This window comes from Amycolatopsis heterodermiae, from assembly GCF_034929455.1.
Lineage (GTDB): Bacteria > Actinomycetota > Actinomycetes > Mycobacteriales > Pseudonocardiaceae > Amycolatopsis > Amycolatopsis heterodermiae.
In genome coordinates this window covers 105,010-125,314 of sequence record NZ_JAYFSI010000002.1, presented here as the reverse complement: position 1 = coordinate 125,314, position 20,305 = coordinate 105,010, and the positions used below count along the sequence as shown (strand labels likewise).

The following is a 20,305-nucleotide window of genomic DNA, read 5'->3' as shown; positions in this document are numbered from 1 at the left end:
CGCCGGTCGCGGGGCGGCCAGCCGGAGGGCCGGCCGCGTACGCGCGCCGCCGGGAGCTGGTTGATCCACTCGTCCCCATACGGCCAGAGACGTCGTCGAGTCGATCAGTGTTACGCCGTTCAGCGCCACGATCGGGTGAACCGCTCCCTCGCCAGCGATCGTTTAACACCGACTGACCGCCATCAAGGGCGCCTACGGCGTCGCTGCAATGGTCGCAAGCGCCCACCCCTGACACCGTTCCCTCCGGCGCTAATGGCAGCGGGGGCGAGGAAGATGGGGCAGGGCTGCCACCAGGCCAGACGGGCACAGGGGCAGCAAGGAGCCAGGCCGTCAGACGTCCAGACAGGGCCGGACGCGACCGGACGCAACAGACGCAAAAGAGCAGGTCAGAGGCAGTGTGCCCAATAACGTCCCCAGGCCGGTTTACCGCCTGGATACTTCATGAACAAGAAGCCCATCCGGCTCTGAGGGTGAGCCGGCGGCGGTGTCGGTCGATTTCCGTGACGACGACCGTGACTTCGGCACCGACCTGGACGGCCACGGACGTCGCCGAGGGGATCAACCCCTCGATTGCGTCGGCTACCTCGACGAAGGTGCCGATTGGGGACAGCTTCGTGACGACTCCGCGTAGTTCGCTTCCCACCTCGGCGACGTCGGCGAACACCGGGAACGGATCCACCTGTGTCGCCTTCAAGGACAGCCTGGCCTCGAGGTTCCGGGTGTCGAACGCGAGGAACTCACCTGACACGCGCTGTCCTACCTGCACGACTTCGGTGGCGGCTTCGAACCGGCGCCAGGACAGCTCCGGATAGGCAACGAACCCGACGCCCGGGAAGACCGGGTGGCGGGGCCCGTCGTCCAGCGCCACGAAGACGCCGAATCGTTCGATCGCCGCGACGGTGCCGGGAAGCAGGGCGCCGGGGTGCAGTGATGCCAGGAAGGTCCACAGCTCGGACTGCACCTTCCCAGTCTTCCACGGGGAGCGCTGGGCCGGGCGGACCAGTGGACGCAACCCTCACGGCGGTGTCGATCACGGGGTGATCGACTATCGTTCCCTCATGACGCTGGAGATCGTCGGCGGGCGGCGCGGACTTCCCGCAAGGGCACCGAAATCCGCTCGCTGGACCCGGCTGTGCACGGGCGGCTCCGTCACGTTCGGCCACCTCGTCGGGGACGACTACCGCACGCCCCGGGTGTGGGGCGGGCACGGGCTCGGGCTGCCGGAAACCGATCTCGCCGGGTTCGCCGTCCAGCTCGCCAAGGTGATGAAGCACCACGCGTACTGGGTCGCGCGCGCCGAAAACCCGGACCACGCGATGCACTGGTCTCCGGGCCGCTACGACGACGAAGACGCCTTCGTCTACTTCGCCGGGCCGTGCACGCACGGCGACCGGCTGCCGGGGTACCACCCCGCGGCCGCGTTCACGATCGCCCTCCCCCACGTCCGCGGGCTGCGGATCCGGGTGGCGGCCTATCTCGCGGCGTTGTGAGACGCGCGTTCCGGGCGGGGGTGATCGCCGCCGTCGTGAGCGGGATTCCCTCCACCGCCCACGCTCTGCTGACGCACGGTGACGTCCTCGCCGCGACGCGCGCGGCCGGGACCCTGCTGCCCGGGCGGCGCGACCGGCCCGGCGTCGCCGCCGGGCTGGTCGCGCACGTCGGTGTCTCGGCCCTCTGGACCGTCGTGCTGGCCTTCGCCGCCCGCCGAGACGAACTCGGCGTCACCCGCGGTGCCGTGGCCGGGCTGGCCATCGCGGCGCTCGATCTCGGGATCGTCGCGAGGGCCTACCCGGCGGTGCGCACGCTTCCCCGCGTTCCGCAGGTGCTGGACCACGTGGTCTTCGGCGCCGTCCTCTGTGGACTGTTCCACAGTGGACAGAAGGGTCAGGCCACGACCTGGACCACGTCACCCGGGTGCAGCGAGTTGTAGAACGTCACCGCGTCCGCGTGCGAAAGGTGCACGCAGCCGTGGGACTTCGCCTTCAGGCTGCCCTGGTGGAACGCGACCCCGGTGTTCGTGAAGAACACCGAATACGGCATCGGCCCGTGGAACTGCTTGCTGTAGTGGTCGATGTCCTTGTACTGCACGTGGAACGTCCCGAGCGGGGTCGGGTACTTCGCGAGCCCGACCGTGATCGGGACCCCGCCGTGCGTGACGTTCCCGGCGCCGTCCGTCAACCACGCCGTGTTCGTACTGCGCTGGACGCAGGCTTTCGCTTCGGCACTGCACGGCGTCGAAGCCGCTTCCGCCGTCCCGGCGAGCACCACCGTGCCCGCCATGGCGGCGATCCCGCCCAGTACCGCGATCATCCTCCGGTTCATCGTTGCCTCCCGCAGTCGTTCGGCTACAGGAGGTAGGGTGCCCAGTTTTCCGATCTTCGAACCGGCAAGATCGATCGAGCTCAGTTCTGCGGCTGGGACAGCCCGAGGAACTCGTTCTGCTCGCGGTCGTAGCGCTGGGTCAGGCCGTTGCCGTAGCGGTCCCACCAGTTCGCCGTGTGACCACCCTGGTGGGTGGTCGTGCCGCCGTAGATCTGGCGGTCGTACTCGATGCGGGCGTCGTGGAACTCCTGCTGGAACTGCTCGGGCGTCAGGCCCTGCGCGTGCTGGATGGCGGCGTCGCTGAGCGTGCCCGAGCTGCGCACGATGTCGTCGCCCGCCATGTGGTTGACGATCGCGCGGACGCCGCCGGCCCCGCGCATGTGCGCGCCGGACATGATCGCGGCCTGCGTGCCGGGGTCGGTGAAGTTGAGCGCGCCCGCCGTGCGGGCGTTCGCGGTCATCAGGTCGCTGACGACGGCGCGCTCCTCGGCGCTGCCCTGCCCGTACTGCTCGCGCGCGGCGATGATCCGGTCGTAGCCGTTGTGCATGTTCTGCCGGAACCCGTAGGCCTCGGGCACCCCGCCCTGCTCCCCCGTGGCGCCTTCGGACGCCATGATCGAGTCGACGACCCGCGGGTCGAGCTGCGGCGGAGCTGCCGCAGCGGCCGCCGCGCCACCGCCACCGGCGGCCTGGGTGCCGCCGCCGTAGCCCTGCGCGACGTCGGCGTCCGCGGCGTTGTAGCCGTTCGCGGCCGTCTGGACGTTCTGGTTGACGTTCCCGATCAGGCCGAGGAACTTCTGCAGCGCGCTGCCGAGCTGCGAGTGCAGCGCCGAGTTCGCGGCGGCGACGCCGCTGCCGATCCCGGCGAACGACAGGGCGTCCAGCACAAGGCCTTCGAGGTCGCGGGTGGTCGACAGGAACGACGACCCGACGTCTTCGACCGCCTTGACGACCGTCCCCATCTCCGTCGTTTCGGCGTGGTACGCCCCGGCACTCATGGTCTGCTCCCTCCGGCAAGCGGGCTTCCGCGTCGAGAATTCACCACGCCGCCGCGACGGCACACGGCCGAATTACCCACTGCTTACCCACTGCCGGACCGGCACCCTTCGTTCACCTCCAGTTAACCTCCAGGTCGTCTTCCCGGGTACTTCCCCGTCACGCGACACAGGGAGGCCCTTCATGAGCACGCCCACGCTGGACACCATCGCCTCCGAGCAGCTGGACCTGCAGCTGTCGGTGGTGGAGGACCGATTGGCCCACGACTACACGGCCGTGAGCAGCAGTTCCGTCCACAACCTCGTCCAACGCGAACGGTCCCGCTTCGCCGACGCGCGCATCCACGTCTTCGTCCCGATCCTCGTCGAGCGGGCGGTCCGCGCCACGCTGGCCGCGCCCGCCAAGCACCGGCGCGACTGACCGCTCCGGCGCTAAGGTCGGTGGCAGACCGGCTGCGCGAGGAGCGACGATGAACGACAAACCCGGGGACGACCCGACCGTGGTCGACGGCGAGATCGTCGACGAGACGCCGACCGCCGCCCTCGCTGTGCCGTCGCCGGCCCTGCCGGACCCGGACTACAGCGAGGGCGGCGTCCCCAGCTTCGACTTCGTCCGGGACAAGATCGAAGGCCGGTACACGACCTCGCTCGGCGCGCAGGACGTGGCCGGGCTCGGCACGGAGAACACGACCGAGGCCCTCGACAAGAAGATCGCCGACCGCGACCAGGCGGCCAAGGACAGGCTGGCCGAGATCCGCCGCTCGATGCGCGGCGAGTAGCTCAGCCGAAGATCGCCGCGGGATCGCCGGTGTACCAGGCGTTTTCGATGACGACGCGGCGCAGCACCCAGCGGTCGCCGTCGCGCACGAGATCCACATCGTAGCGGTTCTTCAGCAGCGCATGGGTGTCGTGGGCGGGACTCAGCAGGTGCTGCGCCTCGACCATCGCGGTCAGGTGCGCGGTGTCGCCGTCCACGGTGACGCGCGGGTTGGTCACCTGGTGGGTCGTGTCGACGCGGCCGTCGAAGAGCGCGAGGATCGTGTCGACGATGGTCTCCCGGCCGGCCATCACCGGCGGCGCCGCGCCCCTGCTCGCGGCCGCCGGCCGGAAGTCGACCTCGGCGTCGGCGGCGAACGCCGACGCGAACAGCGCCCGGTCCTTCAGGTCCTGGCCGAGGCCGAAGCGGTACAGGGCGTCGACGATCTCGACGCGGTCGCGGAGTTCGGAAGTGGTCACGCACCCAGGCTCGTCGAGCCTGCGACGCTGATCAACGCGCTTCTGTGCCACGATCGTGAAGTGGGGATGAACGATGCGCCGGAGCGACGCGAGGTGGAGTCGTTCCTGACGCTGGCCGGCGAGCTGCACTTCGGCCGGACCGCCGAGCGGCTGCACGTGTCGACCGCGCAGGTCAGCCAGACGATCCGGAAGCTCGAACGCCGCGTCGGCGTCCCGTTGTTCGCCCGGACCAGCCGCCGGGTCGAGCTGACGCCGGTCGGCCGTCAGCTGCTGGCCGACCTGGCACCCGCGTGGTCGGCAGTCGAGACGGCGCTCGGCCGGGCGGTCGAGGCGGGCCGCGGGGTGACGGGCACGCTGCGGGTGGCGTTCGGCGACGCGGCGGGCGGGCAGCTGCTGGCCGGGGTGGCCGAGCTGTTCCGGACGCGGCAGCCGGGCTGCCGGGTCGAGTTCCGCGAGGTCCGGCCGGCCGAGGTGCTGCCGTGGCTGCGTGACGGCGAGGTCGACGTCGTGCTGGCCGGGCCCCCGCTCGACGCGCCGGGCCTGGTCACCGGCCCGGTCCTGGTGCGGGAGCGGCGTTTCCTCGCGATGGCCGCGGACCACCCGTTCGCGCGGCGCGCGTCGGTGCCGGTCGCAGACCTGGCCCGGGTGACGGTGCTGCGCTGCGCGCTGCCGGACCCGTGGCTCGACGAGCACGCGCCGGAGGCGGTGACCCGGCCGGCGTCGGGGCTGCAGGAGCTGCTGACGTCGGCGGGCGCGGGTGAGGGAGTGCTGCCGGTCGGCGCCCACATCCGGCGCTACTACCCGCGGCCCGACCTGGCCTACGTCCCGCTCGACGGCACACCGCCGCTGGAGTGGGCCCTGGTCCGGCGCGCCGACGCGGCGACGGCCCGGCTCCGCGCGTTCACCGAAGCGGCGGCCGACCTGGTGCGCGAACCGGCCTGACGCCGGGCGGGCCCCGGTCCGTGAACCGGGGTCAGCGGGCCTGGGCCTGCAGCCAGCGCATCTCCACCGGCTGGCTGGCCGCGATCGCGGCCAGGCGGTCCGGGTACACCGGGACGCGCCGGTCGAGGCCACTCAGGCGCACCACCCGGCTGACCGCCGTGCCCGGGGGGACGATCAGGCAGCCGTCGATGCCGCGGTCGCGGCAGAGGTCGAACGCCTCCAGCAGGCCCGTCGCCCCGCGGGCCGACAGGAAGCCCAGCTCGCCGAGGTCCACCGCCAGCAGGTGCGGGCCCGGCAGCTCGCAGATCGCGGCTTCGAGCACCGTGGTCCAGCGGACCACCGTCGCGATGTCGAGCTCCCCGCCGACTTCGACGACCAGGACGCCACTGGTGCGCTCCGGAGCGATGTCGCACATCGCGCCTCCTCCCCCGGCCGGGGCCCGGCCCCGGGGTCATGGTCGCACCGCAGCCGCGTTATCGCCGTGTGGGAAACGGAACCCGCCGAAGACAACCCGGATGGCCGTACGCGGTGCGGCCATCCGGGTCACTGTCCATTGTGGATCAGTCGGCGAGGCGCTCCAGCCACTCCTGCATCAGGGTCAGTTCGGCGGCCGACAGCCCGGCCGGTGCTTCCTTGCGCATCTGGGCGCCGAGCGTCGTCGCCGTGGCGGCCACTCCTCCGGCGGGCTCCGCCGGTTCGCCGGCCAGGATGCCCGCGAACACGCTCTCCCGGACGCGCACCGAGAACCCGGTGTCCGGGTAGAGGGCCGGGCGGGTGATCATCGACAGCGCGACCCCGGCGTTGGCCGCCATGACCATCTGCGCGGCGACCGGCGGCGCCACCGCGAGCCGTCCCGCGGCCGCGCAGCGCCCGAGCACCTCGAGCAGGAGGCTGTGCGCCTCGGCCGCGGCGTTCGGCGGTGTCGACAGGCCGGAGTACATCAGCCGGTAGTAGTTCGGGTTCTCGAGCGCGAACGCGACGTGGTTGTCCCAGCCGTCCCGCAGGTCGCGCACCGGGTCGTCGGACGCCTCCGCGGCCCGCTTCCCGGCGAGGTACTTCTCGAATCCGTGGTCGACGACGGCGGACATCAGTCCCTCCTTGTCGCCGAACTGCCGGTAGAGCGCGGGCGCGCCGACCCCGGCCGCCTCGCAGACCGCCCGCGTCGAGAAGTCGGCCTCGGCCGACCGCGACAGCAGGTCGGCGGCCGCTTCCAGAATCCGCGTTCGCAAGTCCACGGAAGCGACGTTACCAGGGGTTATCGTCGTTATCAACCAGACGGTAGCGGCGATCCGACCGATGTGTTAGCGTCGATTACGTCAGCAAGTAAGCACCGATACCGAAGGACGTCACCATGCCGTTCGCCAACTTCAAGGTCCCCGCCGGCACACTCACCGCCGAACAAAAAACGCTGATCGTCACCCGCACCACCGACCTCTACGCCGAGATCTACGGCGACCGCGCCCGTGCGACCACGATGGTGCTGGTCGAGGAGGTCGCCGACGGCGGCTGGGGCATCGGCGGCGACGTCCTCACCCTTGCGAAGCTCCAGGCCGGGTGACGTCAGGCTTCCGTAATCCCCGCGTGGAATCATCGGCTCACGACAGAAGTTGTACCGGTGGCAGCACCGCACGAGGAGAAGGAGTGACGCCGTGAGCACGTCAACCGAAAGGGCCGTCCTGGCCGGCGGCTGCTTCTGGGGAATGCAGGAACTGTTCCGCCGCCTGCCCGGGGTGGTCTCGACCCGGGTCGGTTACAGCGGCGGCGACGTCCCCCACGCCACCTACCGCAACCACGGCACGCACGCCGAGGCGATCGAGGTGATCTACGACCCCGCGCAGACCACGTTCCGCGACCTGCTCGAGTTCTTCTTCCAGGTGCACGACCCGACGACGAAGAACCGCCAGGGCAACGACATCGGCCTGAGCTACCGCTCGGCGATCTACTTCGAGAACGACGAGCAGAAGCGGGTCGCCGAGGACACGATCGCCGACGTCGACGCGTCCGGGCTGTGGCCGGGCAAGGTCGTCACCGAGGTCGCCCCCGTGGGCGACTTCTGGGAGGCCGAGCCGGAGCACCAGGACTACCTCCAGCGCATCCCGAACGGGTACACGTGCCACTTCGTGCGCCCGGGCTGGAAGCTCCCGAAGCGCGAGACGACCGCCTGATACATTCGCACCACCTCAAGGCCCCTTCGCCATTCCGGCGAAGGGGCCTTCGTCGTTTCCGGAACGGGAAAGATCACCCGAACGGCGGTGAGCCGACGTCGGTCCTCAATGGACGATCAAGTGACAGAATCCCAAAGGCGGCTATTGTCCTTTTTGGGAAGTATCGCCATATGTCAATAAGACCGTACGTTAGTCGCTTGTTCACGAGCCCTCGGCACCGGATTCTGATTTCCGTTCCACAGCAGCACCTCTCGTCCCCTTGATCAGGCCCGGCCTCGAACCCGGGCCTGATTCACCCTGCCCTGAGGAGATCCCTCGATGGAACTGAGACGTCCTGTCGTCTTGGCAGCAACCGGCGTCCTCGTCGGCGCGCTCTGCATCACCGGCACCGCACAGGCGCAACCCACCCCGACCGCTGTCCCGAGTGCCCAGGCCCAGGCCGTCTCCGCGGCCGCCGGTCTCGTGGCGAGCAGGCCCGCCGCGCTGCACGCCAGCGCAGACGACGTTTTCCAGGCCCAGAAAGCGATTTCCTCGACGAACGGCCTGCAGTACATCCCCTACGAGCGCAGCTACAAGGGCCTGCCGGTGGTGGGTGGCGACTTCGTCGTCGCGACCAACTCGACGGGCCAGGTGCTCGGCACCTCCGTCGCGCAGGACCAGACCATCAACCTCGCCACGACCACCGGCAAGGTGACCAAGGCCGCGGCCGAGGCCACCGCCCGGCAGCAGCTGGCCTCCGTGGACAGCGTGAGCCCCGCGCAGCAGGTCGTCTTCGCGCTCGGCTCGCCGGCGCTGGCCTGGGAGAGCACGGTCGTCGGCCGCAACGCCGAAGGGCCGAGCCGGCTCGACGTCGTCGTCGACGCGGCCACCGGCAAGGTGCTGCACACGCAGGAACACGTCATGAACGGTGACGGCACCAGCGCGTACAACAAGCCGAACCCGGTGCACCTCGACACCACGCACTCGGGCAGCACCTACAGCCTGAAGGACCCGGCCATCACCAACACGTCCTGCCAGGACGCGGCCAACAACACCACCTTCAGCGGCCCGGACGACGCCTGGGGCAACGGCAACGCCACCAGCCGGGAAACCGGTTGCGTGGACGCGCTCTTCGCCGCCCAGACCGAGAACAAGATGCTCTCGCAGTGGCTGGGCCGCAACGGCTTCGACGGCAGCGGCGGCGGCTGGCCGATCCGCGTCGGCCTGAACGACGAGAACGCCTACTACGACGGCACCCAGGTCCAGATCGGCCACAACACGCAGAACCAGTGGATCGGCTCGATCGACGTCGTCGCGCACGAGCACGGCCACGGTGTCGACGACCACACCCCCGGCGGCATCTCCGGCGCGGGCACCCAGGAGTTCGTCGCGGACGTCTTCGGCGCTTCGACCGAGTGGTTCGCGAACGAGCCCGCGGGCGGCGACGTACCGGACTTCCTCGTCGGCGAGTCGGTGAACCTGGTCGGCTCCGGCCCGATCCGCAACATGTACAACCCGTCGGCGCTGGGCGACAAGAACTGCTACGACAGCTCCGTCCCCAACGGTGAGGTCCACGCCTCGGCCGGCCCCGGCAACCACTGGTTCTACCTGCTGGCCGAAGGCACCAACCCGACCAACGGGCAGCCGACCAGCACCACGTGCAACAGCACCAGCATCACCGGCATCGGTGTGCAGAACGCGGTGAAGATCTTCTACAACGCGATGCTGCTGAAGACCACGGGCAGCTCGTACCTGAAGTACCGCACCTGGACGCTGACCGCGGCGAAGAACCTCTTCCCGGGCAGCTGCACCGAGTTCAACACCGTCAAGGCCGCGTGGGACGCCATCTCGGTTCCGGCGCAGTCGGGTGACCCGACGTGCTCGGCGACCGGCACCGTCACCGTGTCCAACCCGGGCAACCAGTCGACCACGACCGGCACCGCGGTGAACCTGCCGCTGTCGGCCTCGGGCGGCACCGCGCCGTACACCTGGTCGGCCACCGGCCTGCCGGCCGGCCTGTCGATCAGCTCCTCCACCGGCACGATCTCGGGCACCGCGACCACCGCGGGCACCTCGAACGTCACGGTGACCGCGACCGACAGCGCCAGCCACTCCGGCACGGCGTCGTTCAGCTGGACCGTCGGCACCACCGGCGGCTGCTCCGGCCAGAAGATCGTCAACGGCGGTTACGAGTCGGGCAGCGGCAGCTGGACCGGCACCACCGGGGCCATCGGCCAGTGGGCGTCCTCGGGTGAGGCCGCGCACGGCGGCACCTACAGCGCCTGGCTGGACGGGTACGGCTCCACGCACACGGAGTCGGTCGCGCAGTCGGTGAGCATCCCGGCGGGCTGCCACGCCAGCCTGACGTTCTACCTGCACATCGACACCGCGGAAACGACCACCACCACCGCCTACGACAAGCTGACCGTCACCAACGGCAGCGCGACGCTGGGCAGCTACTCCAACCTGAACAAGGCCACCGGGTACGCGCTCAAGACGGTCGACGTCTCGTCGGCCGCCGGCAGCACCCTCGCGCTGAAGTTCACCGGCACCGAGGACAGCTCGCTGCAGACGTCGTTCGTGATCGACGACGTCGCGGTGACGCTGAGCTGAAACCGCTGAATCCGCACTGAAACGGCGGGGAATCCGGGAAGTCCCGGGTTCCCCGCCTTTTCGCTTTCCCGGGAAACGCGGGCACAATCGGGCGCATGGACACCGAAGAGCTGCGAGCGACCCAGGCCCCGCTGAAGGACAAGTACCGCGACGCACCGGAAAGCGCGCTCGTCACCCTGCACGCCGACGCCGAGCTCGACGGCCTCGGCATCTCCTGCAAGGTCGAGACGGGCCGTGCGGTCGTCGAAGCGGGACTGCACCCGGCCACCGGTGGTGACGGCACCCTTGCCTGCTCCGGCGACATGCTCCTGGAGGCGCTCGTGGCGTGCGCCGGGGTGACGCTGCGGGCGGTCGCGACGTCGCTGGGGCTCGCCGTCCGCGGCGGGCGGGTCCGCGCCGAAGGCGATCTCGACTTCCGCGGCACGCTCGCCGTCGCCAAGGACGCGCCGGTCGGCTTCCGCGCGATCCGGCTGTCGTTCGACCTGGACACCGACGCGTCCGAAGAGCAGCTGGCGACGCTGAAGAAGCTCACCGAGCGGTACTGCGTGGTGTTCCAGTCGCTGCGGACGCCGCCGGAGTTCGCCGTGACGCTCTCGGCGAACTGACGCCTCTCAGGGAGAAACCCGGAGGACAAAGCGGACAGCGTGGCCTAGCTTGACGGTGTCATCGGAAGGGGAGCCGCCATGCCACCACCGGATCCGGACGTCGCCGTCCAGGTACGCGGGCTAGTGAAGACCTACGGTTCGACCCGCGCGCTCGACGGCGTCGACCTCGAGATCCCGGCCGGGCGGGTGCTCGGCCTGCTCGGCCCGAACGGCGCCGGGAAGACCACGACCGTCCGGATCCTGACCACGCTGCTGCGTCCCGACTCGGGCGAGGCGTGGGTGGCCGGCCACGACGTGCTGGCCGAGCCGGACGAGGTGCGGCGGCGGATCGGGCTGTCCGGCCAGTACGCGGCCGTCGACGAGAACCTCACCGGCTTCGAGAACCTCTACATGGTCGGGCGGCTGTACGGCCGGAAGAAGGCGCCGGCACGGGCGCGGGCCCGGGAGCTGCTGGCGCGGTTCCAGCTCGAGGAGGCCGCCGACCGGCCGGCGAAGGGGTATTCGGGCGGCATGCGGCGCCGGCTCGACCTGGCCGGCGCGCTGGTGGCCGAGCCGGCCGTCGTCGTGCTCGACGAGCCGACCACCGGCCTCGACCCCGGCGGGCGCCTGGACACCTGGGCGGTGATCAAGGAGCTGGTCGCCGATGGCACCACCGTCCTGCTCACCACCCAGTACCTCGAAGAGGCCGACCAGCTGGCCGACTCGATCGTGGTGATCGACCACGGCAAGGTGATCGCGCGCGGCTCCGCCGACGAGCTCAAGGCCCAGATCGGCGGGGAGCGCCTGGAGCTGGTCGTCGCCTCGGCCGCGGACCTGCCCGTCACCCTCGAGGTGCTGCGCGCGGTCGGCTCCGGTGAGCCCACCGGTGACGACCACACGCGCCGGGCGGAGATCCTCGTCGACACCGGGCCGAAGGCGCTCATCGAGGCGCTGCGGCAGCTCGACGCGCACGGCATCACGGTCCAGGACGTCGGCCTGCACCGGCCGACGCTGGACGACGTCTTCCTGTCCCTCACCGGGCACGGCGCCGAGGAGGCCGCGAAGTGAACGCGTTCGCGAAGGGCATCTCCGACGGCGGGATCATCACCTGGCGCAACCTGATGAACGTCCGGCGCAACCCGGACTGGCTGATGGCCGCGACGCTGCAGCCGATCATGTTCGTGCTGCTGTTCGCCTACGTCTTCGGCAACGCGATCGGCGGCGACGCGGGCGGCGCGGCCTACCGCGAGTTCCTCATCGCCGGGATCTTCGCCCAGACGGTGGCGTTCAACTCGGCGTTCACCGTGATCGGCTTCGCCAACGACCTGCAGAAGGGCATCATCGACCGGTTCCGCTCGCTGCCGATGTCCCGGCTCGCGGTGGTGCTCGGCCGCACGACGTCGGACCTGGTGGTCAGCGTGGTGGCGCTGGTCGTGATGTCGCTGTGCGGGCTGATCGTCGGCTGGCGGATCCGCGGCAGCTTCCTCGACGCGGTGCTCGGCTACCTGGTGATGCTGATGTTCGCGTGGGCGTTGTCCTGGGTCGGCGCGCTGATCGGCCTCACGGCGCGCAGCGTCGAGGTGGCGCAGAGCGCGGGGCTGATCTGGATGTTCCCGCTGAGCTTCGTGTCCTCGGCGTTCGTCCCGACGGACAAGATGCCGCCGTTCCTCCGGGCGATCGCCGACTGGAACCCGTTCACGGCGGTGATCAACGCGACGCGGGACCTGTTCGGCAACCGTTTCGGCGCCCCGCAGACCGGCTGGCCGGCGGAGCACGCGGCGCTGTACTCGATCCTGTGCTGCGTGGCGATCATCGCGGTGTTCGCGCCCCTGGCCACGGCGCGCTACCGCAAGGTGGCGAGCAAGTAGTCCTCAGGGGACGGACACCGCGAGGCCGAAGGCCGCGAACAGCCGCGGGTCCTGGAACACGACGTTGTGCGCGATGCCGGCCGGCGTCACCGTGAGCACCTGCAGGGTGTGCAGGCGGTGGCCGCCGTCGTCGTCCGGGCAGTACGCGGCGAGCGCGGGCTGCCCGTTCGCCGTGAGCGGGACCGCCCGCCAGGCGCCGGGGCGCATCGTGAACACCCGGGCCATGAAGCGGCCGTAGTCCGCGCTCCCGGCGTACCAGAGCGGCACCGGCGGCATCTCGAGCACGGCGTCGTCGGTCAGCAGCGTGACGAGCGCGGCGACGTCGGCGGCCTCGAACGCGCGGACGTACCGCTCGACCGTCTCCCGGACGGCCTGGTCGCCGGGCTCGCGCACCTCGTGCTCCCGCGGCATCGCCGTGGCGAGCGCGGCGCGGGCCCGTTGCAGTGAGCTGGTGACCGAGGGCACGGACGTGTCCAGCTGTGTGGCGACCTCGGCCGCACTGAACTGCAGGACGTCGCGCAGCAGCAGGACCGCCCGCTGCCGCGGCGGGAGCAGTTGCACGGCGGCGACGAACGCGAGCCGCACCCCGGCGCGGGCCTGCGGGTCGTCGGCGTAGCGCGCGGGCAGCGGCTGCAGCCAGGGCACCTCGAAGTCCGGGACCAGCGGGACGCCCGGATCGGTGCTCGCGGCACCGAGCCCGGACGGCAGCGGCCGCCGCGCCCGGCCTTCGAGCGCGGTCAGGCAGACGTTGGTCGCGATGCGGTAGAGCCAGGTGCGCACGGACGCGCGCCGCTCGTCGTAGCGCTCACGCGCCTTCCACGCGCGCAGGAGCGTCTCCTGGGCCAGGTCCTCGGCGTCGTGCAGCGAGCCGAGCATCCGGTAGCAGTGCACCACCAGCTCGCGCCGGAACGGTTCGAAGTCCACGGCGAGATTGTGCCCCGGATCGCGATGAGTTTCGCGGAGCCCGCCGGTATGTACCTGCGACCGCGAAAACCACGAAGGGACGCTCATGAACGACGTCATCGTCATCCAGTTCACCACCCTCGACGGGGTCGTCGAGGACCCGGACGGCTCCGGGGGCACCCCGGACGGCGGCTGGGCGTTCCGGCACGGCCCGGAAGCCGTGGCCGGGGACAAGTTCAAGCTCGGCGCGCTGCTCGACACCGGCGTCCTGCTGCTGGGCCGGGGCACGTGGGAGCTGTTCTCGAAGCTGTGGCCCACCCGGACGGACGACTTCTCGACGCGCATGAACCAGGCCGCCAAGCGGGTCGCCTCGCGCACCCTCACCGACGTCGGCGCCTGGGAGAACTCGGCCCTGCTCACCGGGGACCTGCTCGACGAGGTCCGGCGGCTGCGCGAAGAGCGTGACGTCGTCGTCATCGGCAGCACGAGCATCGTGCACGCGCTGGCCGGGCACGGCCTGGTCGACGAATACCGCCTGCTCGTCTTCCCGGTCGTGCTCGGCACCGGCCGCACGTGGTTCACCGGACCCGGTGATCTTCACCCCGTCTCGGTGGAACCGAACGGCGCCGCCGCCCTGCTGCGCTACCGGACGCCGTGACCCTTCAGTCCTCTTCGGACAGTTCCACGATCGGGATCGACCGCTTCGCCTTCTCCCGGTGGTCGACCAGGAACGGGTAGTGCTTCTCCAGCTCCGTCCAGGTGCGCACGTAGTCCGCGCCCAGCAGCGGCAGCGCCTCCGCCTCGAAGGCGCGGCCGTCGACCTCGACCTTCACCCGGGAGTCGGCCGTCAGGTTCTGGTACCAGTCGGGGTCCTTCGGGGCTCCCACGTTCGAGGCGACCACCAGCATCCGCTCGCCGTCCCGGTGGAACATCATCGGGACGGTGCGCGGCTTGCCCGAGTTGCGGCCCGTCGTCGTCAGGAGCACGAGTCGTTCGCGGTGCATGCCGTCCACCTCCTCGCCCGCGCGGAACTGCTCGATCACGCGGCGGTTCGTCTTGCGCTGCCCCATGCTCAGCGGTCGTAGTAGCGGGTCGGCGGCTCCTGCTGCTGCTGGTTCCACTGCCGGGTCGGCGGCGGCTGCTGCTGCGCCGGCGGCTGGGTCTGGGACGTCGAGCGGCGCCGGTGCAGGGTGCGCGCGCTCGCCGCCATGCTGCTCACGATCGCCGCGATCACCAGGCCGATCACCAGGTTGATCGCCGCCGTCGCGATCTTCGCGCTCGGTGCGACGCTCAGCGTCAGCGGCAGCACCACCGCGATCAGCGTCACCAGCACCATGATCCAGCCGAAGAACTGGGACGGCGCCGGCGTCGCCACGCTCAGCAGGTGCATCAGGCCGGTCGCCAGCAACGCCACCGCGGCGGCGACCACTGCGTACGTCGTGGTGCTGGCGTTGCCCCAGACGCCTTCCCCTTTTGGGGCCAGCACTTCGACCTCGAAGATGCCGCGGGCGATCAGCAGCCCGACCACCGCGACCAGGGCCGCGACCACCGCTGTCGCCACGCCACCGGCCCACAGGCGGCGGGCGTCGATCCCCGGGCGGACGTCCTGGGGTGTGTTCCCGTAGTAGTCGGACATCACGGCCTTCCTCACGTCGGCTGGGCCTCTCGCGGTCGATTGTCCCCTCTTTCGGCCCGGCACGCGCGATTTGCGCTGGAGTGCACTCCAGGTCCTAGCGTCGGGACCATGACCACCGCACAGCACAAGATCGGATCGGGCTTCGGCGCCGGCACCACCGCGGCCGAAGCCGTTGCGGGTATCGACCTCACCGGGAAGCTCGCCGTCGTCACCGGCGGTTACTCCGGCATCGGGCTGGAGACCACCCGCGCGCTCACCGGCGCCGGCGCCCGCGTCGTCGTCCCGGCCCGCCGCCGCGAGACCGCCGAGCAGGCCCTCGACGGGCTGGCCGGCGTCGAGGTCGACGAGCTGGACCTGGGCGACCTCGAGAGCGTCCGCGGGTTCGCCGAGCGCTTCCTGGCCACCGGCCGCCGGATCGACCTGCTCGTCACCAACGCCGGGATCATGGCCTGCCCCGAGACCCGCGTCGGGCCGGGCTGGGAGGCCCAGTTCGCCACCAACCACCTCGGCCACTTCGCCCTGGTCAACCGCCTGTGGCCGGCCGTCGCCGAAGGCGCGCGCGTGGTCGCGCTGTCCTCCCGCGGCCACCACAACTCGCCGATGCGCTGGGACGACGTCATGTTCACCCAGGGCTACGAGAAGTGGGCCGCCTACGGCCAGGCCAAGACGGCCAACGTGCTGTTCGCCGTCCAGCTCGACAAGCTCGGCGCGGAGAAGGACGTCCACGCGTTCGCGCTGCACCCGGGCGGCATCATGACGCCGCTGCAGCGGCACCTGTCACACGCCGAGATGGTCGAGCGCGGCTGGATGGACGAGGCCGGCACCATGCTCGTCGAGTTCAAGACGCCGGAGCAGGGCGCGGCGACGACCGTCTGGGCCGCGACGTCCCCGCAGCTGGCCGGGCTCGGCGGGCTGTACCTGGAGGACTGCGACGTCGCCGAGCTGTCCCCCGAGGACGCCGACGGGCTCTCCCCCTCGGGCGTCCGCCGCTACGCCGTCGACCCGGAGCAGGCCGAGCGCCTGTGGACGTTGTCGGCGCAGCTGACCGGTGTGGACGCTTTCGCGCACTGACCGGTGGTACCCCGCCCGTGATCTCGCGGAGGTTTCCGGTTCACGGGATCGGGGTAAACACCGGTCGTGGCCGACGAAGCGGGGTGCCCGGCGATGAGCGACGCGGACGAGGTCACGTGTGCTCACTACGCGCTGGGCGAATTCGCCGTCGTGCCCCAGGCACCGCTCGGTGACGAGCTGCCGCCGGCCGAGCTCGCGGGGCGCTACGAGGTCGGCCGCCTGATCGGCAGCGGCGGCACGGCCCGCGTCTACCGCGCCTACGACCTGCGGCTCGACCGGCAGGTCGCCGTCAAGATCTACGACCGCGGCGCGGTGGCGCTCGACCAGCGCCGCCGGCTGCGCGAGATGAGCATCCAGGGCAGCATCGCCCACCCCGGCGTCGTCGCGCTGCACGACAGCGGCATCGAGCACGGCCGGACGTTCCTGGTGATGCAGCTCGTCGAGGGCGAGAACCTGGCGGAACGGCTGCTGGGCGGCCCGATGACCGCGGATGAGGTGACGGCGCTGGCCACCGGGCTCACCGAGGCCCTGGCCCACGTGCACGCCCTGCGGGTGGTCCACCGCGACCTCAAGCCGGCCAACGTCTTCCTGAGCGCGGACGGCCCGCTGATCGGCGACTTCGGCATCGCCCACGCGCTGGACACCACGCACATCACCGGCACCGGCGTCATCCCGGGCACCGCCGCCTACCTCGCGCCGGAGCAGGTCGCCGGTGAACCGGCCGGGCCCGCCGCCGACGTCTACGCGCTCGGCCTGATCCTGCTCGAGTGCCTGACCGGCGAGCGCGAGTACCAGGGCACGATGGTCGAGGCGGCCATGGCGCGGCTGGCCCGGCCGCCCCGGATCCCCGACGGCCTGCCCCCGGCGCTCACGCACACGCTGCGCCGGATGACGCACCGCGAGCCCGCGGACCGGCCGTCCGCCGCCGAGGTGCTGCGGCTGTTACGCACCCCGCCCTCCACGCTCCCCTCGGCCGCGCCGGACGCCCGCCCGCCGAGGTGGCGCCGGGGCCGGGCGACCGCCACTCCCGCCACCACGACCGCGCCGGACGTCCGTCCGCCGCGGCGGCGCCGGGCCATGGTGACCGCCACGCTGGCCACCGCGGCCGCGGCCACGATCGCCGCCGTCCTGCTGGCCGCGCCCGAGACCGGGACCGGCACCACCACCCCCGCCCAGCAGCCGGCGCCGGGATCCACCGCGGCCGCGGCGCCGCCGCCGTCCTCGTCGTCGCCGCAGGAGGTGGCCGCGCCCGCCGCGACCGAGTCCGCCGACCTCGAGCCGGCTGCCGTGACGCACCGCAACACGGCCCAGAACGCGCCCCAGCCGCCCAAGACCGTGAAGCAGCGGGGCAAGTCCGGGAAGAGCGGCCCGCCGCCGGGTCAGGGGAAGGGCAAGGGGCCGGGCAGCGACTCCTGACGGGGCCTCCGGCCGGTGAAGCAGGGCCCAACGGCCCTACCGCCGGGAATGGCGGTGGAATAGTCAGTACACCGTCGGAATTCTCTTTTCCGAATTCGGACTCGAACCAATAACGACCGGTAACCGAAGCGCCCTGCGGCCCGACAGAACCAGCGTGTGCCGCAGCGCCTTTCGCGCCGGCACGGCCGCCGGGAATCCCCCGTCCCGGCCGGTTCCACTACTTTTCCGGAGGTTGGGATGAGTGTCCACGCTGCCCTGGCGCGACCCGTTCTCGGAGCGTCGCGCGGACGGCACGCCAAGCCCGCACCCACGTGGCCGCGGGTCGTCGCCCGGACGCTCTTCCTGGCCCTGGCCTTGGTTTCCATCGCCGCGGTCGTCGTACTGGACTGGCCGCCGGTGCTGCTCGTGGTGCCCGCCGCGGTGTTGCTGCTGCTCGTGGCGAGCGTCGCGAAACTGCGCACCGCGAGCGCGAAGATCGACTCGATCTTCGCCGAGGAACTGTCCGTCACCGCCGAGCGGGAAATGGATGTTGAAAGCGGCGTCGCGGCCGGGATCTCCTGACCGAGATCATTTCCGCGAAACCCGTTCCGGCCTACTCGAAGCTGCGCAGGAGCGTCCTGACCTGAGCCGGGTCGGTGACCTCGGCTTCGACGCCGTCCGGCATCGCGATGATGAGGTGCGTACCGCGCGCCGCGCAGCCGGTGACCGTCGCCGCCAGTACCGCCGCGGCACCGCCGTCGACCGCCGTGGCCATCGTCAGGTCCACGACCACGCGGCGGACGTCGGCGGCGTAGGCCGCTTCCATCGAGCGGTGGTAGGCGGCGGCCACGTCACCGTCGAACACGCCCTCGACGGAGAGGATGACCTCGTCTTCCAGTAACACGCTGTGCAAGGTCATCTCGCCTCCTGGCGACCGGTTCTGCCCGACCACGTCCGGGTTTCCTTCTTCGAAGGTTACGTCAGGCGCCCCCGCGGGTGCAGGCTGAAGGTGCAGCTAGAGCACACCGGAAGCAGTACGCCGACGAGGACGGACCATGAACGCACCGTTGCCGACCTTCTCCCTGCTGATCGACGGCAAGGCCGTCGGCGCCCGCTCCGGGCGCACCTTCGAGTCCCCGAACCCGTACACCGGGCAGCCGTGGGCCGTCGTCCCGGACGGCGGCCCCGAGGACGTCGACGACGCCGTCGCGGCGGCCCGCGCGGCGCTCGAGGGCGACTGGGGCGCGATGACGGGGTTCGCGCGAGCGGCCCTGATGCGCCGGCTCGGCGACCTCATCGGCGAGCACGCCGAGCGGCTCGCCCGGCTGGAGGTGAACGACTCCGGCAAGCTCCACCGCGAGATGCTCGGCCAGCTCACCGCGCTGGGCGGCTGGTACCACTACTACGCGGGCCTCGCCGACAAGATCGAAGGCCGCCAGATCCCGGCGCCGAACCCGGACTACCTCGTCTACACCCGCCGCGAGCCCGTCGGCGTCGTCGCGGCCATCACGCCGTGGAACTCGCCGCTGCTGCTGCTCACCTGGAAGCTCGCGCCCGCTGGCCGCCGGCTGCACGGTGGTGGTGAAGCCGTCGGAGCACTCCCCCGTCTCGACGCTCGGGCTGGCCGAGCTGGTCACCGAGGCCGGGTTCCCGCCCGGCGTGGTCAACGTCGTCACCGGCCTGTCCCGCGAGACGGGCGCGGCGCTGGCCGGGCACCCGGGCGTCGACAAAGTGGCCTTCACCGGGTCGACCGCCACCGGCCGAGCCGCCGCGGTGGCGGCCGCGGAGCGGCTGAACAAGGTGACGCTCGAGCTGGGCGGCAAGTCGCCGCAGGTGGTGTTCCCCGACGCCGACCTGGCCGCGGCCGCGAACGGCGTCATCGCGGGCGTGTTCGCCGCCACCGGCCAGACGTGCATGGCCGGCTCACGGCTGATCGTGCACGCCGACGTCCACGACGAGCTGATCCGCCTGATCGCCGAGCGCGCGGCGGCGATCAAGCTCGGCGACCCGAACGACCCCGCCACCGAAATGGGCCCGGTCGCCAACGCGCCGCAGTACGCGAAGGTGCTGCACTACCTGGAAACCGCGAAGGCCGAAGGCGCGACCGTCGCCTGCGGCGGGGTGGCCGACCCCGGGCTGGGCGGGCTGTTCGTCCAGCCGACCGTGCTGACCGGGGTGACGCCGGCGTCGACGGTGTTCCGCGAGGAGGTGTTCGGTCCGGTGCTGGCCGCGCTGACGTTCACCGACGAGGCGGAGGCGATCCTGCTGGCCAACGACACGCCGTACGGCCTCGCCGGCGCGGTGTGGACGAAGGACGTGCACCGCGCCCACCGCGTCGCGGCGAAGCTCAAGGCCGGGACCGTGTGGGTGAACGCCTACCGCGTGGTGGCGCCGTCCGTGCCGTTCGGCGGGGTGAAGGACTCCGGCCTGGGCCGCGAGAACGGCGTCCACGCGATCGACGAGTACCTGACCGACAAGGCGGTGTGGGTCGAGCTGTCCGGGGGCACCCGCGATCCGTTCACGCTGGGTTGACTCCCCGCTTCCCCTTTCAAGGTATAGCCGAGAGGGGGACTTGCGGCAAGGCCCCGGGGCGGGT

General features: G+C 71.3%; 25 protein-coding genes and 1 pseudogene. 16 read left to right on the top strand and 10 right to left on the bottom strand.

Translation table 11 applies throughout. The features are described 5' to 3' along the window. Window positions 1-439: 439 nt before the first annotated feature. Window positions 440-961 (bottom strand): S1 RNA-binding domain-containing protein, encoded by a 522-nt coding sequence (locus tag VA596_RS11350; protein ID WP_323325997.1) that lies wholly within the window; start codon window positions 959-961, stop codon window positions 440-442. A 97-nt stretch (window positions 962-1,058) separates the two neighbouring features. Between VA596_RS11350 and VA596_RS11345 the strand changes: the two genes are divergently transcribed. Both VA596_RS11345 and VA596_RS11340 read left to right on the top strand, forming a co-directional pair. Further along, window positions 1,059-1,490, top strand: coding sequence for a hypothetical protein (locus VA596_RS11345; protein WP_323325996.1), 432 nt, complete (start codon window positions 1,059-1,061; stop codon window positions 1,488-1,490). Beyond that, window positions 1,487-1,930 carry a hypothetical protein gene (locus VA596_RS11340; protein WP_323325994.1) on the top strand — a complete coding sequence of 148 codons (444 nt, stop codon included), beginning with the start codon at window positions 1,487-1,489 and terminating at the stop codon, window positions 1,928-1,930. Before VA596_RS11345 ends, VA596_RS11340 begins: the two co-directional genes overlap by 4 nt. Here the strand turns inward: VA596_RS11340 and VA596_RS11335 are convergent. Continuing rightward, window positions 1,885-2,322, bottom strand: coding sequence for a L,D-transpeptidase (locus VA596_RS11335; protein WP_323325992.1), 438 nt, complete (start codon window positions 2,320-2,322; stop codon window positions 1,885-1,887). The two genes, VA596_RS11340 and VA596_RS11335, sit on opposite strands and share 46 nt — an antisense overlap. A gap of 80 nt (window positions 2,323-2,402) precedes the next feature. Next, window positions 2,403-3,320: a hypothetical protein gene (locus tag VA596_RS11330; protein WP_323325991.1), complete on the bottom strand. Its 918-nt coding sequence runs from the start codon at window positions 3,318-3,320 to the stop codon at window positions 2,403-2,405. A gap of 181 nt (window positions 3,321-3,501) precedes the next feature. Here VA596_RS11330 and VA596_RS11325 point away from each other — a divergent pair, with 181 nt between their 5' ends. Further along, window positions 3,502-3,738: a three-helix bundle dimerization domain-containing protein gene (locus VA596_RS11325; RefSeq protein WP_323325989.1), complete on the top strand. Its 237-nt coding sequence runs from the start codon at window positions 3,502-3,504 to the stop codon at window positions 3,736-3,738. Window positions 3,739-3,787: 49 nt separating this feature from the next. After that, entirely contained in the window at window positions 3,788-4,096 is a 309-nt protein-coding gene (locus VA596_RS11320; RefSeq protein WP_323325987.1) for a hypothetical protein, read from the top strand. 1 nt (window position 4,097) lies between these two features. Here VA596_RS11320 and VA596_RS11315 read toward each other — a convergent pair whose 3' ends face one another. Further along, window positions 4,098-4,553 (bottom strand): nuclear transport factor 2 family protein, encoded by a 456-nt coding sequence (locus VA596_RS11315; RefSeq protein ID WP_323325985.1) that lies wholly within the window; start codon window positions 4,551-4,553, stop codon window positions 4,098-4,100. Window positions 4,554-4,619: 66 nt separating this feature from the next. On the opposite strand from VA596_RS11315, the gene VA596_RS11310 reads away from it, so the two are divergent. Then, on the top strand, window positions 4,620-5,495 hold the full coding sequence (locus tag VA596_RS11310; RefSeq protein ID WP_323327722.1) for a LysR family transcriptional regulator: 876 nt from the start codon (window positions 4,620-4,622) through the stop codon (window positions 5,493-5,495). A gap of 31 nt (window positions 5,496-5,526) precedes the next feature. Here VA596_RS11310 and VA596_RS11305 read toward each other — a convergent pair whose 3' ends face one another. Both VA596_RS11305 and VA596_RS11300 read right to left on the bottom strand, forming a co-directional pair. Continuing rightward, window positions 5,527-5,910 carry an STAS domain-containing protein gene (locus VA596_RS11305; protein WP_323325983.1) on the bottom strand — a complete coding sequence of 128 codons (384 nt, stop codon included), beginning with the start codon at window positions 5,908-5,910 and terminating at the stop codon, window positions 5,527-5,529. A 145-nt stretch (window positions 5,911-6,055) separates the two neighbouring features. Then, window positions 6,056-6,730 (bottom strand): TetR/AcrR family transcriptional regulator, encoded by a 675-nt coding sequence (locus VA596_RS11300; protein ID WP_323325981.1) that lies wholly within the window; start codon window positions 6,728-6,730, stop codon window positions 6,056-6,058. A 116-nt stretch (window positions 6,731-6,846) separates the two neighbouring features. On the opposite strand from VA596_RS11300, the gene VA596_RS11295 reads away from it, so the two are divergent. The 6 genes from VA596_RS11295 (at window position 6,847) to VA596_RS11270 (ending at window position 12,704) form a co-directional block, all read left to right on the top strand. Then, on the top strand, window positions 6,847-7,053 hold the full coding sequence (locus VA596_RS11295) for a 4-oxalocrotonate tautomerase family protein (protein ID WP_323325979.1): 207 nt from the start codon (window positions 6,847-6,849) through the stop codon (window positions 7,051-7,053). 91 nt (window positions 7,054-7,144) lie between these two features. Further along, the gene (gene msrA / locus VA596_RS11290) at window positions 7,145-7,660 is read left to right on the top strand and encodes a peptide-methionine (S)-S-oxide reductase MsrA (RefSeq protein ID WP_323325977.1); all 516 of its coding nucleotides are present in this window, start codon (window positions 7,145-7,147) and stop codon (window positions 7,658-7,660) included. Window positions 7,661-7,978: 318 nt separating this feature from the next. Further along, window positions 7,979-10,252 (top strand): M4 family metallopeptidase, encoded by a 2,274-nt coding sequence (locus VA596_RS11285; protein WP_323325975.1) that lies wholly within the window; start codon window positions 7,979-7,981, stop codon window positions 10,250-10,252. Window positions 10,253-10,347: 95 nt separating this feature from the next. Beyond that, on the top strand, window positions 10,348-10,857 hold the full coding sequence (locus VA596_RS11280; RefSeq protein WP_323325973.1) for an OsmC family protein: 510 nt from the start codon (window positions 10,348-10,350) through the stop codon (window positions 10,855-10,857). A 78-nt stretch (window positions 10,858-10,935) separates the two neighbouring features. Then, entirely contained in the window at window positions 10,936-11,904 is a 969-nt protein-coding gene (locus tag VA596_RS11275) for an ATP-binding cassette domain-containing protein (RefSeq protein WP_323325971.1), read from the top strand. Continuing rightward, complete coding sequence (locus tag VA596_RS11270; protein WP_323325969.1) at window positions 11,901-12,704, top strand: ABC transporter permease; 804 nt, start codon at window positions 11,901-11,903, stop codon at window positions 12,702-12,704. Before VA596_RS11275 ends, VA596_RS11270 begins: the two co-directional genes overlap by 4 nt. A 3-nt stretch (window positions 12,705-12,707) precedes the next feature. On the opposite strand, the gene VA596_RS11265 is transcribed toward VA596_RS11270, so the two are convergent. Continuing rightward, the gene (locus tag VA596_RS11265) at window positions 12,708-13,715 is read right to left on the bottom strand and encodes a sigma-70 family RNA polymerase sigma factor (protein WP_323327720.1); all 1,008 of its coding nucleotides are present in this window, start codon (window positions 13,713-13,715) and stop codon (window positions 12,708-12,710) included. Between VA596_RS11265 and VA596_RS11260 the strand changes: the two genes are divergently transcribed. Beyond that, entirely contained in the window at window positions 13,714-14,265 is a 552-nt protein-coding gene (locus VA596_RS11260) for a dihydrofolate reductase family protein (protein WP_323325967.1), read from the top strand. The two genes, VA596_RS11265 and VA596_RS11260, sit on opposite strands and share 2 nt — an antisense overlap. A 4-nt stretch (window positions 14,266-14,269) precedes the next feature. Here VA596_RS11260 and VA596_RS11255 read toward each other — a convergent pair whose 3' ends face one another. After that, window positions 14,270-14,677 (bottom strand): nitroreductase/quinone reductase family protein, encoded by a 408-nt coding sequence (locus tag VA596_RS11255; RefSeq protein WP_323325965.1) that lies wholly within the window; start codon window positions 14,675-14,677, stop codon window positions 14,270-14,272. A 2-nt stretch (window positions 14,678-14,679) separates the two neighbouring features. Continuing rightward, window positions 14,680-15,243, bottom strand: coding sequence for a DUF6069 family protein (locus VA596_RS11250; RefSeq protein WP_323325963.1), 564 nt, complete (start codon window positions 15,241-15,243; stop codon window positions 14,680-14,682). 108 nt (window positions 15,244-15,351) lie between these two features. Here VA596_RS11250 and VA596_RS11245 point away from each other — a divergent pair, with 108 nt between their 5' ends. The 3 genes from VA596_RS11245 to VA596_RS11235 all read left to right on the top strand — a co-directional run bounded on the left by VA596_RS11245 (window position 15,352) and on the right by VA596_RS11235 (window position 18,291). After that, window positions 15,352-16,314, top strand: coding sequence for an SDR family NAD(P)-dependent oxidoreductase (locus VA596_RS11245; RefSeq protein ID WP_323325961.1), 963 nt, complete (start codon window positions 15,352-15,354; stop codon window positions 16,312-16,314). Between the two features lie 66 nt (window positions 16,315-16,380). Next, a complete protein-coding gene (locus tag VA596_RS11240; protein ID WP_323325959.1) occupies window positions 16,381-17,730 on the top strand; it encodes a serine/threonine-protein kinase in 1,350 nt (449 codons plus the stop codon). 237 nt (window positions 17,731-17,967) lie between these two features. After that, window positions 17,968-18,291, top strand: coding sequence for a hypothetical protein (locus tag VA596_RS11235; protein ID WP_323325957.1), 324 nt, complete (start codon window positions 17,968-17,970; stop codon window positions 18,289-18,291). A 31-nt stretch (window positions 18,292-18,322) separates the two neighbouring features. Here the strand turns inward: VA596_RS11235 and VA596_RS11230 are convergent, their stop codons facing one another. After that, a complete protein-coding gene (locus VA596_RS11230; protein WP_323325955.1) occupies window positions 18,323-18,628 on the bottom strand; it encodes an STAS domain-containing protein in 306 nt (101 codons plus the stop codon). Window positions 18,629-18,764: 136 nt separating this feature from the next. On the opposite strand from VA596_RS11230, the pseudogene VA596_RS11225 reads away from it, so the two are divergent. Continuing rightward, window positions 18,765-20,241: pseudogene (locus VA596_RS11225) on the top strand (aldehyde dehydrogenase). Window positions 20,242-20,305: the final 64 nt, after the last annotated feature.

Coding starts and splice junctions, on each gene's coding strand:
- VA596_RS11320 (WP_323325987.1), top strand. CDS start 3,788: ATGAACGACAAACCCGGGGACGACCCGACCGTGGTCGACGGCGAGATC.
- VA596_RS11260 (WP_323325967.1), top strand. CDS start 13,714: ATGAACGACGTCATCGTCATCCAGTTCACCACCCTCGACGGGGTCGTC.
- VA596_RS11250 (WP_323325963.1), bottom strand. CDS start 15,243: ATGTCCGACTACTACGGGAACACACCCCAGGACGTCCGCCCGGGGATC.
- VA596_RS11285 (WP_323325975.1), top strand. CDS start 7,979: ATGGAACTGAGACGTCCTGTCGTCTTGGCAGCAACCGGCGTCCTCGTC.
- VA596_RS11230 (WP_323325955.1), bottom strand. CDS start 18,628: ATGACCTTGCACAGCGTGTTACTGGAAGACGAGGTCATCCTCTCCGTC.
- VA596_RS11245 (WP_323325961.1), top strand. CDS start 15,352: ATGACCACCGCACAGCACAAGATCGGATCGGGCTTCGGCGCCGGCACC.
- VA596_RS11235 (WP_323325957.1), top strand. CDS start 17,968: ATGAGTGTCCACGCTGCCCTGGCGCGACCCGTTCTCGGAGCGTCGCGC.
- VA596_RS11305 (WP_323325983.1), bottom strand. CDS start 5,910: ATGTGCGACATCGCTCCGGAGCGCACCAGTGGCGTCCTGGTCGTCGAA.
- VA596_RS11310 (WP_323327722.1), top strand. CDS start 4,620: ATGAACGATGCGCCGGAGCGACGCGAGGTGGAGTCGTTCCTGACGCTG.
- VA596_RS11255 (WP_323325965.1), bottom strand. CDS start 14,677: ATGGGGCAGCGCAAGACGAACCGCCGCGTGATCGAGCAGTTCCGCGCG.
- VA596_RS11275 (WP_323325971.1), top strand. CDS start 10,936: ATGCCACCACCGGATCCGGACGTCGCCGTCCAGGTACGCGGGCTAGTG.
- VA596_RS11325 (WP_323325989.1), top strand. CDS start 3,502: ATGAGCACGCCCACGCTGGACACCATCGCCTCCGAGCAGCTGGACCTG.
- VA596_RS11265 (WP_323327720.1), bottom strand. CDS start 13,715: ATGAGCGTCCCTTCGTGGTTTTCGCGGTCGCAGGTACATACCGGCGGG.
- VA596_RS11280 (WP_323325973.1), top strand. CDS start 10,348: ATGGACACCGAAGAGCTGCGAGCGACCCAGGCCCCGCTGAAGGACAAG.
- VA596_RS11330 (WP_323325991.1), bottom strand. CDS start 3,320: ATGAGTGCCGGGGCGTACCACGCCGAAACGACGGAGATGGGGACGGTC.
- VA596_RS11295 (WP_323325979.1), top strand. CDS start 6,847: ATGCCGTTCGCCAACTTCAAGGTCCCCGCCGGCACACTCACCGCCGAA.
- VA596_RS11335 (WP_323325992.1), bottom strand. CDS start 2,322: ATGAACCGGAGGATGATCGCGGTACTGGGCGGGATCGCCGCCATGGCG.
- VA596_RS11345 (WP_323325996.1), top strand. CDS start 1,059: ATGACGCTGGAGATCGTCGGCGGGCGGCGCGGACTTCCCGCAAGGGCA.